The 13,065-nt window shown below is 51.1% G+C and carries 12 protein-coding genes; 5 read left to right on the plus strand and 7 right to left on the minus strand.

Features of this window, described 5'->3' with window-relative positions:
- Positions 1–130 precede the first annotated feature (130 nt).
- Genes mnmG through AB4Y96_RS16830 form a run of 4 tightly spaced genes read left to right on the plus strand, consistent with a single transcriptional unit; the run spans position 131 to position 4,417 of the window.
- Positions 131–1,999, plus strand: coding sequence for a tRNA uridine-5-carboxymethylaminomethyl(34) synthesis enzyme MnmG (mnmG, locus tag AB4Y96_RS16815; protein ID WP_441918555.1), 1,869 nt, complete (start codon positions 131–133; stop codon positions 1,997–1,999).
- On the plus strand, positions 1,996–2,640 hold the full coding sequence (rsmG, locus tag AB4Y96_RS16820; RefSeq protein ID WP_441918556.1) for a 16S rRNA (guanine(527)-N(7))-methyltransferase RsmG: 645 nt from the start codon (positions 1,996–1,998) through the stop codon (positions 2,638–2,640). The genes mnmG and rsmG overlap by 4 nt, the downstream gene beginning before the upstream one ends.
- 54 nt (positions 2,641–2,694) lie before the next feature.
- Positions 2,695–3,489: a ParA family protein gene (locus AB4Y96_RS16825; protein ID WP_441918557.1), complete on the plus strand. Its 795-nt coding sequence runs from the start codon at positions 2,695–2,697 to the stop codon at positions 3,487–3,489.
- A gap of 40 nt (positions 3,490–3,529) precedes the next feature.
- On the plus strand, positions 3,530–4,417 hold the full coding sequence (locus tag AB4Y96_RS16830; protein ID WP_091880202.1) for a ParB/RepB/Spo0J family partition protein: 888 nt from the start codon (positions 3,530–3,532) through the stop codon (positions 4,415–4,417).
- Between the two features lie 76 nt (positions 4,418–4,493).
- Here AB4Y96_RS16830 and holA read toward each other — a convergent pair whose 3' ends face one another.
- Entirely contained in the window at positions 4,494–5,543 is a 1,050-nt protein-coding gene (gene holA, locus AB4Y96_RS16835) for a DNA polymerase III subunit delta (RefSeq protein WP_441918578.1), read from the minus strand.
- Between the two features lie 1,174 nt (positions 5,544–6,717).
- On the minus strand, positions 6,718–7,515 hold the full coding sequence (locus AB4Y96_RS16840) for a hypothetical protein (protein ID WP_441918558.1): 798 nt from the start codon (positions 7,513–7,515) through the stop codon (positions 6,718–6,720).
- 214 nt (positions 7,516–7,729) lie between these two features.
- On the opposite strand from AB4Y96_RS16840, the gene AB4Y96_RS16845 reads away from it, so the two are divergent.
- The gene (locus tag AB4Y96_RS16845; RefSeq protein ID WP_441918559.1) at positions 7,730–7,969 is read left to right on the plus strand and encodes a helix-turn-helix domain-containing protein; all 240 of its coding nucleotides are present in this window, start codon (positions 7,730–7,732) and stop codon (positions 7,967–7,969) included.
- A 24-nt stretch (positions 7,970–7,993) separates the two neighbouring features.
- Here AB4Y96_RS16845 and AB4Y96_RS16850 read toward each other — a convergent pair whose 3' ends face one another.
- The 5 genes from AB4Y96_RS16850 to AB4Y96_RS16870 form a co-directional block, all read right to left on the minus strand.
- Entirely contained in the window at positions 7,994–8,293 is a 300-nt protein-coding gene (locus tag AB4Y96_RS16850; protein WP_441918560.1) for a PAAR domain-containing protein, read from the minus strand.
- 149 nt (positions 8,294–8,442) lie between these two features.
- Positions 8,443–8,802 (minus strand): hypothetical protein, encoded by a 360-nt coding sequence (locus AB4Y96_RS16855; protein WP_441918561.1) that lies wholly within the window; start codon positions 8,800–8,802, stop codon positions 8,443–8,445.
- A 70-nt stretch (positions 8,803–8,872) separates the two neighbouring features.
- Positions 8,873–9,619, minus strand: a complete 747-nt coding sequence (locus AB4Y96_RS16860; protein WP_441918562.1) for a hypothetical protein — start codon at positions 9,617–9,619, stop codon at positions 8,873–8,875.
- Positions 9,616–10,575: a DUF4123 domain-containing protein gene (locus AB4Y96_RS16865; protein WP_441918563.1), complete on the minus strand. Its 960-nt coding sequence runs from the start codon at positions 10,573–10,575 to the stop codon at positions 9,616–9,618. Before AB4Y96_RS16865 ends, AB4Y96_RS16860 begins: the two co-directional genes overlap by 4 nt.
- 6 nt (positions 10,576–10,581) lie before the next feature.
- Complete coding sequence (locus AB4Y96_RS16870) at positions 10,582–12,957, minus strand: type VI secretion system Vgr family protein (protein ID WP_441918564.1); 2,376 nt, start codon at positions 12,955–12,957, stop codon at positions 10,582–10,584.
- Between the last annotated feature and the right edge of the window lie 108 nt (positions 12,958–13,065).

The following is a 13,065-nucleotide window of genomic DNA, read 5'->3' on the forward strand; positions in this document are numbered from 1 at the left end:
TTGAGGATCAGTTGCCAGATTGACTTCATCGAATTGTTTCACGTGAAACATCGTTCCTTGACTCACACTTGACTCACGGCGCTGTTTTGCTCATCAAGGCACTAAATTCGAATCTCAGAAAGTTTGGCTCGTGGAAGACAATTTCGACGTTATTGTCATTGGGGGTGGACATGCAGGCTGTGAAGCTGCAGCAGCCTCCGCTCGCTTTGGTGCGCGAACCGCTTTGGTTACGCATAAAGCTGGCACGATTGGCGTGATGTCCTGCAACCCGGCGATTGGTGGTCTGGGAAAAGGCCATCTTGTCCGCGAAATTGATGCTCTGGATGGTTTGATGGGCCGCGTCGCTGATGCTGCCGGTATTCAATTTCGTCTGCTCAATCGGCGAAAGGGCCCGGCTGTGCGTGGTCCCCGCACACAGGCCGACCGGAAATTGTATCGTCTTGCCATGCAGTCGGCCATTGCTGAACAGCCGAATCTGACCGTTATCGAAGGGGGGGCCAATGATCTCGTCATTCAAGATGGAAAGATTTCGGGCATACAGCTGATGGATGGACGTGTTCTATCTTGTGGTTCGGTTGTTCTGACAACGGGAACATTTCTACGTGGGCTCATTCATATTGGTGAGAAGAAAATACCGGCTGGACGAATGGGTGAAGCCCCGGCGCTCGGTCTATCCGACACATTGGCCAAGCATGAATTCGCTTTGGGGCGCCTAAAAACCGGAACACCCCCACGTCTGGATGGGCGCACAATCGATTGGAAGGCTCTTGACGTTCAGTCTGCGGACGAGGATCCGCTGCCCTTTTCATTGATGACGGATGCTATCACCAATCCTCAGATCGATTGCGGGATCACACGTACAACAGCCGCTTCGCATGCGGTGATCCGGGCGAATCTGCATCGTTCAGCCATGTATTCAGGATCGATTGAAGGCATTGGACCGCGTTATTGCCCGTCGGTAGAGGACAAGATCGTCAAGTTTGGCGATCGCGATGGCCACCAGATTTTTCTGGAGCCCGAGGGCTTGGATGACAATACGGTTTATCCGAATGGTATTTCCACTTCGCTTCCCGAAGAAGTGCAACTGGAAATTCTCAAGACAATACCTGGTCTCGAGCATGCGATTATGCTGCAACCGGGTTATGCCATTGAGTATGACTTCATTGATCCACGCGAGTTGGATCGGAGCCTTCAGACGCGACGTATTGGTGGTCTGTTTCTTGCCGGACAAATCAACGGAACGACTGGATATGAAGAGGCAGCTGCACAGGGTCTGTTGGCCGGCCTCAATGCGGCCCGACTATCAAGCGGCAGTGAACCGTTCGTTATACAGCGTACCGAGGCTTACATTGGTGTGATGGTCGATGATCTGACATCGCGCGGCGTCAGCGAACCCTATCGAATGTTCACCTCTCGTGCGGAATTTCGACTTTCTTTGCGTGCTGATAATGCAGATGAGCGGCTTACCCCAATGGCGGATGACTTGGGAATTCTTGGCTCTGCGCGCAGAGCGCGGTTCGAGAAACGCACGCAGGAGTTGGATGCGGCGCGGCAGATGGCTAAGCGACTGAATATCACGCCAAATGCAGCAGCTTCGGTGAATTTGCATTTGAACCAAGATGGCGTCCGCCGATCAGCCTATGAGCTTCTTGCCTTTCCCGATATCGACCTTGCCCGCCTCACCGCTATCTGGCCAGAACTAACATCAGTCACAGGGCGGATAGCAGAAGCGCTCGAGATTGAAGCGCAATATGCTGTCTATCTCGAGCGACAGAAAGCCGATGTTGCGGCGATGGAACGCGAAGAGGCACTGCTCATTCCAAAGAGCATCGATTTTTCGGCAGTTTCGGGACTGTCCAATGAATTGAAACAAAAGCTTCAGCAGCGTCAGCCCAGATCCATTGCCGAAGCACAGCGTATTGATGGCATGACGCCTGCAGCACTCGCTTTAATTATTGCGCAAATACGTCGCAGCTCTATTGCGAGAGATGTAGCGTGAGCGATCGGCGCGAGAAGCGACTGCGGGAAGTCTTGCCAACTGTTTCACGTGAAACAGTGGCGGACCTGATAGGCTTTGAAGACCTGTTTCGAAAATGGTCAAAAGCAATCAATCTTGCCTCCCCTGCCACGCTGGATGAGTTGTGGGAGCGGCACATTATCGATAGTGCTCAGCTCTATCCCTTGCTCCCTGATGCTAAACAATGGCTTGATCTTGGTTCGGGCGGTGGCTTTCCGGGCGTTATTCTCGCCATTCTTTTGAAGGAAAAGGCAGGCGCAAAGATCGACCTCGTGGAGAGTAATGGCAAGAAAGCAGCTTTTCTTCGCACTGCTTTGGCTCAATTCGCGACGCCTGGCATAGTTCATTCCGCCAGAATTGATGCTGTTTGGGCGAAAATTCCAACTCCTGATGTTATTACCGCGCGCGCGCTTGCTCCCCTTAAGGAGCTGTTTGTACTTACTGAGCCTTGGCTGGCAGGTGGTGCAACGGCTCTTTTCCAAAAAGGCCGGGATTACCGGCGGGAGATCGAGGAAAGCCGTGACGGCTGGTCCTTTGATCTGGTACAACATCCAAGTGTGGTTGATGTTGAGTCGGTCGTGCTGCAGATCAGCAATGTGCGGCGCAATTCGGCGGTAAAGTAACACCACTTTTCGATTTCGGTCGTCGATAACGATGATTTGCTTGGGAAGACAGTGATGAACAGTCAGACTCGTATCATTACCATAGCCAACCAAAAGGGTGGTGTGGGCAAAACCACGACCGCTATTAATCTGGCCACGGCGCTCGCGGCCATTGGCGAGAATGTGTTGATTGTCGATCTCGATCCACAGGGTAATGCCAGCACCGGGCTTGGAATTGACCGCAAAAATCGTGAATTGTCGTCCTACGACGTTCTCATGCAGACTGCGTCGGTTGAAGAGGCAGCAATTGCAACGGCAGTTCCCAATCTCTCATTGATCCCATCGACACTTGACCTTCTTGGTGTTGAAATGGAAATCGCCGGGTCCGGAGATCGTGCCACCCGTTTGCGTAAGGCGTTTCGGGGTAACAATGTGGCCTCCCCTTTCACCTATATTTTGATTGATTGCCCGCCATCCCTCAACCTTTTGACGATGAATGCTATGGCGGCTGCCGATTCTGTCCTTGTCCCCTTGCAGTGTGAGTTCTTTGCTCTGGAGGGTTTAAGTCAGTTGCTGGAAACGGTAAATCAGGTGCGCACGGCCCTCAATCCGTCTTTGACCATCCAGGGTATCGTGCTGACAATGTTTGATGGCCGTAACAATCTTGCGACGCAAGTCGTTGATGATGTGCGCTCATTTATGGGCGATAAGGTGTATCGTACCGTGATCCCACGCAATGTTCGGGTATCAGAAGCACCATCCTATGGAACACCGGCCATCCTTTATGATTTGAAGTGCGCCGGTAGTCAGGCTTATCTGCAGCTTGCATCGGAAGTTATTCAAAGAGAGCGGCATTTGCGCGCCGCTTGATATCGATTCGAATACGAAACATTTATGAGAGCCTATGACAATGAATGAAGATCCGTCAAAAAAACGCCTCGGTCGTGGTCTTGCCGCGCTCATTGGAGAGATGGACCGTCTACCGGAAGAAAACGTTCCTCCGCGTATTGCAACGTTGGATCGTCAGGTTCCTATTGAGTTTGTCAGCCGCAATCCACGCAATCCGCGCCGCCTGTTCACGGAAGCTGATCTTGAAGACCTTACACAGTCGATCCGAGAGCATGGCATCGTTCAGCCCGTTGTCGTTCGCCCTGCCAAGGATTCGGCGGATCGCTACGAACTGATTGCCGGTGAACGGCGCTGGCGTGCCGCGCAACGTGCCGGTCTGACAACTGTTCCTGTCATTATCCGCGAAGTGGATGACCGCGTTGCACTTGAACTGGCTATTATCGAGAACGTACAACGTGCCGATCTCAACCCGATCGAAGAAGGTATGGGGTATCAGCAGCTTATCGATGATCATGAATACACGCAGGCGGATCTGGCGCAGGTGATCGGCAAGAGCCGCAGTCATGTGGCCAATACGCTGCGTTTGCTGAAATTGCCTGAGCCAGTGCGCGACCATATTACGAACGGTGCTCTTTCAGCCGGGCATGCGCGCACGCTGATCACAGCGGAGAATCCCGGGCTTCTTGCTGATCGGATTATTCGCGATGGTCTTTCGGTTCGTCAGGCTGAAGCTCTGGCACAGGGCGGCGGAAACAAACCAGCGGCACCCAAAGTCAAGGCCGACAATGATGAGAATAAAGACGCCGATACGCGGGCATTGGAAAAGCTGCTCTCCGACGTCACGGGGATGCGTGTTACGGTTAACCACCAGGCAAAGGGTGGGGATGTGCGTATTCACTATACGACGCTGGAGCAGTTGGATGAAATTTGCCGGCGCCTGCAAAGCTAGCGTGACGTAACGGTATATTATCGTTTTAATTCAAATGCTTATTCTCTGGCTAGTCGCGGATTCTTGCGTGCGTTACCTAACGCCCGCTCCGCCCTGCTCGCGCAGCCTCGGCAGCCAAAGCTATGAGTGATTGCCGAATGATCGGAATGGATAGTACCGCGTTGCGACGACTTTCCAGAACGGTTTTTTGCAATCTTTCAATGGCTTTGGCGCATGTCTGCGTTGTCCAGCGCTGCAATGCTGTCTCGACAAGTCGACGTCTGGAGAAAAATACCGGCGGACGTGCACCTGCCACGGCGGAACCGGCATTTTTGCCTTCTGTCTCCATGCCGTAACGCAGGGACTGAAGCGTCTGGAACTGCCGTATAGCTGAGCTTAGAATGAGGAAGCTTGATGAACCCGAGCCGATTACCCGATCAAATGCGTGGGTGAAATCGTTGAGATTGCCAGTCATGAGCGCATCGATAATCGTTTCGTAGGATGTTGCACTGACATCGCCGATGATATCGCGAACATCCTCAATGGTGATACGTTCCCGGCCATGAACGTAAAGGCAAATTTTCTCCAGCTCGGCACGGGTCGCCAAACGGTCACCGCCAAGGCTTTCCTTGAGCAGATTGCGGGCATCCAGCGTGATCTGCAACTGATTCCTTGCAAGCATATCGTCAATGGTTGCATCGATCCCCTTGGCATCGTCGCTATAGCAAGGCAGTGCCATGGCACTGGCGCTTTGTTCGACAATGCCACGCAGGCCTGCGCCCTTTTTCAGATCGCCAGCCTCGATGAGGATAAACGTGTCTACGGGTGGTGTTTTGGTCAGATGCGTTACGGCATCGGCCAATCCCTTTTGCCCTGATGCGTTACGGACCCAGATCAGGCGCTCGCCACCAAACATGGAAATTGTATTGGCTTCATCGGAAAGACGGCCAGGTTCTGCCTGAATATCATCGGCGTCCAGACGGATGACGGCGAAGGGATCATCCTGTGAGAGCCCGGTTAGTTTGATGAAACTCCTTGCCCTTTCGCTCACCAGGCCTTTGTCCGGACCGTAAAGAAGCACAATGGGATAGGCTCGATCGAGCCTTTTCAGGAAGGAATCAACCTCATGCGCTTTCTTCTGTGCCATGGTTGTAGGGTTTAGCGCATTGAACACGGATTGCAATTGCACATTGCTTATCAAAGCAGCGCTTTAAGGGCAGGGAATAAACTCCAGATAGCAAAAAGGCCCAGGTGAACCTGAGCCTTTTGATCTTCGGACAACTGGAGCGGGAGAAGGGATTCGAACCCTCGACCCCAACCTTGGCAAAGGCGAAATAAGATTGTCCGACTGGTTTAAGGGGGTCGTGGGTTTCATCCAAAATTCCGGTCTGTACGAATTCTTCCAATGTGAGAGAGTGTGAAACGATGAACTAGATACGATTTCAAGTAATTCTCATGTAGTATGGCAAAGGCTGTAAACGGTAACCACACTGGAACCGCAACATTTTCCAGTGCACACAATAGTTCTCAGAAATTTATAGATGTTCCAGTAACAAATATGAAATAACAACAATGCATGTACCAAATTGGGTCTGCCTTATGTGACGCCGCATAGTGCTCGGCATTCATTTATCTCGACAATATGCAGGCGAAGGGTATTGGGGTTGGGCTTGTAGCTCGGCTTGCTGGTCATGCCAACGCAACAGTTACATTGGGTCACTACACGCAAGCTGTTCGTGGTGGGGAGGTGGCTGTGGAAACACTGGAGGAAGCCTATGGTGCTGCTGGCTAGCGGCCAGTGGTATAGCCCTGCCACGCCGTGGTGCCACGGAACCGCACTAGGCCGCTGGCGAGCGGCACGTAGCTGCCCGCCAGAGGCCTGCACGGGAGTGCCGCTTCCTGGCTCACTGAAATTAGCTAAGCAAGTGTTCTTTGGTGAGGGTTCAACGCGACAATGATCTCGACAACAGTGTGACGCGCAGTCTCGCAGATTCCATACTCCGCCAGTACAACCTCAAGATCATTAGTGCTCATTTGAGCGAGGTTTGACGCTTCATCCAGATTTAGAATCTGTGTTTGTTGCGTGACGATATCCGTGACAAGAAATTGCTGCATTTCACTTTTCCGATTGCTCCAATCGAGTAAAACACAGCGGATATATTGTGTGCAATTATACGAGTTTTATCAAATGCTTAGTTACTTCCATGGAGCGCATCCGGGAATGTTTGACCCTCCCCTAATTTTGATAATCGGGAGAGTTGAGGCCGGGACCCGTGCGGCCTTGTAATTCAGTCGAAAATGAATACGCAGTACGCGCCCAACTATGTTGGCGACGATTCCTTGCTGGAAACGCTCCATAATTTGTCATCAATTTCGGTCAGCCATATAAGTATGATCACCGATGCCACAAATAACGCCGTGGACGTAGACGTGTATTGAATGGCAGCACTGACAATGCCTATGCAAACGACACCAATGTATTTTCGCCACCAACGTCGTTTGGGTTTTGTTATCTCACTCTGCAGTGTCCGCGCCAGTGATCTTGTGACGGCAATTCCATGGCAGATGAACGTGACGTTTTCACCTTGTGTAATAAATAGTTTTGGTAAGCTTTGTTCTGCAATTGCACCATTTTTCACGCTGCTCTGAAGGCGATCCAATTGAAAGTCCGCTTTGATGGTTTCATCAGGTGTAGGAGAGTTTAAAATTTGGTCGAACAAGTCATCAGGCAAGAAAACATTTGCTGTGTAGCTTTTGACCTTATCGCGAAGTGGCTCTTTCCATATCCGGCTCGCGCTAACAATGAATTCGTGAATGTTCCTAGATTGTCTATCGTCTTTGCCGTGAGGGAAGCCCAATCTGCCTGATGCACGATAGAAATGAATCTGTAGATGAGAACAATAATCCAATCGCTTACCATTCGCGTCTATAACATCAATCAAATCATCAAGCTCGCACGAGGCCAATAGCACTTCCGACTTCTCTATTTGGTTCGGTATGGGGGCGTCGATGACGCCCATTACACCACTCACATGGTGATACGCGGAGGACGTGTATTGCACATTGGTTAGAGTGCCGCGAACTGGCCAAAATCTCAAATCAGGATCATCGCTTATCATTTTACCCCCTGCAGTAAATCAGCGCATGTTATGGTCAATCAGAACACGCCAAGAGAATTTTTGTCAATTATTTCAGTATGATAACGCTCCAACCCGCGCTTTCAGTGTTGTCTCGAATCAACTCTGCCAAGATAGTATAATCGGAATACCCGATTTTGGGGTACTATAAATTCGGGTTTCTAAAGAACGCTGGTCTCAATATCGGCGTTTCATCGTGACATCTATCCATTCTGATCTTTATCGAAAGATGATTGAGCTTCTCGTAGAGGCTCGCAAGGATGTCGGCGTAACCCAAGTTGAATTGGGAAAGCGTCTTGGCCAGCGACAAACTTTTATATCTAAAGTTGAATTGGGTGAGCGTCGTCTGGATGCAGCGGAGTTTATTATGATGTGCAGAGCGGTGCCTATCGATCCATACACGGTTATGCAAAAGGCCGAAGAAAGTTCCGAATAGTCGCAACTTCTTCCTGCGTAATTTTCATTCGAAGGTCAACCAATCCACACCTTGAACAAGCTTGCCGCCGTGCTCGCAACCATCGGTGGTGCGGGCAACTTTCTTACCGTCGATCTTGGCGACTGAAGAGCCGCCGGTAATGGCCGCTGTTGTCGGTACGCCGCTACACAGGCATTTGGAGCCAACGGTTGCAATCGGAATACCGTTTACCTTGACGAAATTTTGGGCAGTTGAAATGACGGGACCACCAACATGCGGCCTCGGCCCCGGATCAACCATCGGACAAGTATGCATGTGGCCTAAAAGGGTGACGGGAAGTCCCATACTTGTTCAAATTCTCCATAACAACCTATTCATCCATTTTCCCGCATTATCGTTCCGGGCAACGTAAAATACTCCATAGTTCGGGGTTGTTTGTTTATCATATGCAAACAACCCATTTGTCGAGGTAATGAAATATATTATACTTAAATTTAGAGGGATGTTGCGTTTCTGTTCATGACAGAGACAAATATATCATCATCTCTCAGTGGCTCTCGATCAATTCGCGATCCTATTTCTTTTAATTTTTCTTCATCATATATCTCGTCTCCTTCTAAGTATTCAATAAATAGCTTCTCATTTTCCTCTATTGCTGAAAATGAAACAGTGCATTTCACTGTATCCCATTTATTCTTAAATCCTTTTATCTGCTCCCGAAAAACGATTAAGCTCTGACCAGAAGATTCGGCTTTATCGACTAGAATCCAAAAGCAAGCCTCGTTGAAGTGAAGCTGTAGTTCTCCAAGGGCCATTTTCCAGTCCACACCGTCGTGCGACTGAAGATTGGCCATAAGGGAATTCATGTCGTCGTATATATCATTCATATTACTATCTCTAAACTTTCATGTCGGACGATAGTGGTTAAGGCGGTGTAATAGTTGGGTATCTAAATTTGGGGGATTGTGGTGGGCTATTCGTCGCCCATTCCTCAGCGTCCGGAGTATCTATTTTGCAACCGGCTTTTTCTGCATCTTGCATCTGACGAGCTAAATTCTTCTGCTTATCGCGATACTGTTCAAGATGGCCTTCCCATGATCTATATTGTGGATGTGCTTGCCATTTGTAATAGTGATTATAGAAGATATTTGCTTTATCCTCTACCATATCATTATACCGCTCTTCAAGTTCGTCTCTGCGCTCCTTGATCTTCTTGTTTCTATCATTGCAGTTGGGACCTGGTGGTGGGCAATTGCCTGTCGCGCAGGTTGCAGCCACCGCACCAGTTTGAGTTTGCGTCTGTGTACCTGCGGTAGCGGGAACGGGAGTCGCTTGTGCCTGATTTGCGACTTGATCGCTATTCCACCAATCACTAATGGCCTTGTCTAAAGTAGCACCGGCTTCTGTACCTTTGGTATAACCATAATATCCACCCGCGCCCGCTCCTGCAATTGCTCCTGTTGTAGCACCGGGCGCGCCTGTCGCTATTGCGCCTCCGATTGCCCCTGGAATCGCACCGATGCCTCCAGCAAGTGCTCCGGCCCCGCCACCTACAACCGCGCCAGGAACGGCGTCAACCGCGCCTCCAACGACGGCGCCCCCTACGCCACCAACAACACCCCCACCTACGGCCCCTCCAGCGCCAAACAGATATTCGAAGAAACCGCTCATTGGCCAATTCCCTTGTGGTTGCTTTGCTCAAGCCATCTCAAGGTATCAGACATGAATTGCTTTACCCGGTTGTCAGGGTGATCACCTCCATTTGAGATATAATTTTGCGCATCCTTTGATTTCAGGACGCGCCCATTTGACTTGCATACAATAAACGCCCACCGGCAATGAGCAGCTTCAGACTCTAGTCCTAACTTTAATCCGGTCTCCTCGCTAATGCGTATGTGTTCTGCAATCGCGCCCTCACTTGCGTTGGCTACTTCATCTTTACAAGTCTGACGCAGGTAAGTAGCACGGCGAGCGCGAGATGCCTCCAAACGGCGAGATGCGATTACTTGTATTACATCGGGCGTAAGCTTCAATGGCCCAATCTTAGGTCTTGGCAATTCTCTGGAGTGACCTGCACGCATTAAGGCGCTTCTCCATTCATTGCTCGGCGCAAATAGTACTTCTGCGGCCGCCCCCACGAAACGCGTATATTGCGCTGCCTCAAGCGCTGGCAAGACTTGGGCCAGTACGTTCGGATCCCAATGGCGGAACAGCACCCACTCATATTTGACAGGCCTACCTAAACTGCCGTCATTCCCCGGAATTTGGTCATCAGGAACAAGCACTTTATTGATTGATCGCAGGTGTTGCCAAAGCGCCTGCTCGCCATCGGGACAGGACCAAAACACGGCGCAGGGTTTTTTGAGAGCAAGTTCTTCGATGCGGTCGCGAACGTGATTGTCATCGAGCGCGACCATCCATGGTCCGTCGCGGCGAATGTTGTCATCACCACCCTTGAGAAACAACGAGCGGCTCTTGATACCCGCATCACCAAGTTCATCTTCAAGGTCATCGAAATGTGCGCCATCAAGCACAGCAAAAATGGGTCGTGGCATCCTGTCTAAAGCGACACTTAGCGCCCGAGCAATTTCGTTGGAACTCGATGCATCAGACTCCGGCTTTTGCATTTGTGTCTACACTCCCCTCACAAACGGTGTTTGTGACTGCGACATCTTCTTGAGGCACGAAGCCCCCTTGCCCGGCCCTCCTTTTTTGAAGTTGATTGCATTGCCTTCAATGTCAATTTTGAGGGCATACAGCTTGATACCCTTTTTGTTGATGGCAATATATCCACCGGGGGCCGATAGGCGTATTTCATCGTCGGCATAAATCTCCCAGACTTTGGCCTCGCCGTGATATTTCTCACCGGAAACAATATTGTAAAGCTGGCCAACCTCTACCTTGATTGTTTTGCCAACCTTGGTGTTTTGCTCTTTACCAATCTGGGTGAAGTGCGTTGATCCGATATTCGTTACTTTGCTCACGCCAATCTGCTCGGCTCTGGCAACACCGATCGTGTCGGATTTGAAATTGCCGACGACAGTGTTCATGATGCCGGGAAGTTGGAACAACGCTCCGGTGGCTTGCCCCATGCCGTCGCCGGAAGCCGCGAGTGCTGTGCCCTGATCGAAGCGTGGGCTTGGCCCGGAGACAACGCCATTGCGTGCGCCAAGACCGGTTGCCGAGAGAAAGCCAAGTGCAGATTGGCCCAGTGACATGGCGAAGTTGACAAGGTTGGGGGCACCGCCTGCTATTTGTCCTGCCTGCTGCATCAGACCGGACGTTTGTCCGGCCAGACCGGCAACCTGTGCGACGAGGCCCAATGCACCAGCGCCGGTCCCGCCGACAACCATGTTCATGGAGCCGCCGATCTCGTGCTTCTGGTTGCCCGCAACCTCAACGGCACGGTTAGCGCCTACGGACGAAACCTCATTGGCGTCAACGCGTTTCGTGCGGTTATTCAGAACCCGTGTTGTCTGATCCTTTTGAGCATGGAAGAACTGGTTCTCCTTGCCCTTCTCGTCTTCGAAGGAAACTTCGTTAAAGCCTTGTCCCTTGTGTGTATTGGACCTTAAAACAGTACGTGTCTTGTTCTCGGGCAGCGTATAAGGAACCTTCGTGCTGGGATTGGGCACGATGCCTGTCACGACGGGTCTGTCCGGATCACCTTCGAGATAGGTGACCATCACTTCCATGCCGATACGTGGAATGACTTGTGCGCCAAAACCGCCGCCCGCCCAGGATTGCATCACACGGATCCAACAGGTGTCAGAACCGTCCTTCTTGGCGCGGTTTCTCTGCCATGGATACCAGACTTTAATTCTCCCATATTCATCCGGATGGATTTCTTCACCTGATGGTCCGGCGACAATGGCCACCTGCGAGCCATCTATGCGTGGCTGCGGCGTTGTCCGGTGGGGCGTCGCCGGAAGCCTTGAGGGAAGGGCAATAAAGCTGTTAGAATAATCAAGCGTGCCGTCTTCCACCGTCTCATAGGAATGATCAACGATCCGGTGTACGATAGCTGTGACCACATATTCTTCAAACACATGGTCCGCATGGGCGACTTCGTAGGGTTTGAACTTCCGTCCAGCAGCAAGGGTCCTGACGGTCGAATTGCCTTCAATCTTTTCATGATCCGCTTCAACGGCCTGCATGCGCAACTTGGAGGCCTGGTCATTGGCAGATTGGTCGAGTGCCTTTGACGGATAGTGGAACAACTCATACTCGGCATTTTTCGGCAGGGACACGAGCGAGGGTGTTGTTGCCCCCTGCGGTCCCTGCGGTTTTTCAAAGTTCCAGTCACCTCCAGCACGTTTTCCCGGCGTGAACTGGTAATCTCTGGTAAATTCATTAATATGATTTCTATCGGTGGAACCAGCTGCAAACCGCACGTCCGTATCCGGTCCTTTCGTATAACCGAAGGAATGACTGGCGATCTGTAGCGTATGTTGACCATCTTCATGTTCGAACCAGTAGAACAGTCCGTCATATTCCAAACGCCGGGTGAGATAAGCAAGGTCCGTTTCGTTCCATTGAACCGAATAATGGATCGGTTCCGGTGGATTGACCACACCGCCTATTACAGCCGCCTTTATGCCATGCTCGGACAGCAGGGTTTCGACAATCTGCAGCGTGGTCATGTCCATCCAGATACGGCAATCCGAACGCTGCGACAGCAACCACAGTTGCGGTCGGATGACGAGACGATAGGATCGCAAGCCGCGTGAAACAGGCGGCCCTTCCCGAAATCCTGAGATCAGTCCGTTCCACGGGCGGCGCTGCCCATAGGCAATCTCAAGCGAAACATCGGCTATTGTTCCAACAAGCTCTTCCGGCTTGATGTCAGTGCGCTTGGATTTGACATCCACATGCATTTCAAACAGCCCATTGATCTCTTCGCGCAGATCAACCTTCTCCGCCAGAAGCACGTCCAATCCCAGCGAGGTCGAAATACGAAGAATTCGGTCAGCCTGAATCAAGCCAGCATCGGTGAAGTCAAATTCCATTTTGGTCCGATACCCTAAGATTGAGATAAATCGACAGGTTAAAGTGGACGATCCCCCGCCCAATAACAAGCGAAGCGGACGATAGCCCGCCCCACTTTCTCATGTTTG

This window comes from Phyllobacterium sp. TAF24, from assembly GCF_052113785.1.
Taxonomy (GTDB): Bacteria; Pseudomonadota; Alphaproteobacteria; order Rhizobiales; family Rhizobiaceae; genus Phyllobacterium.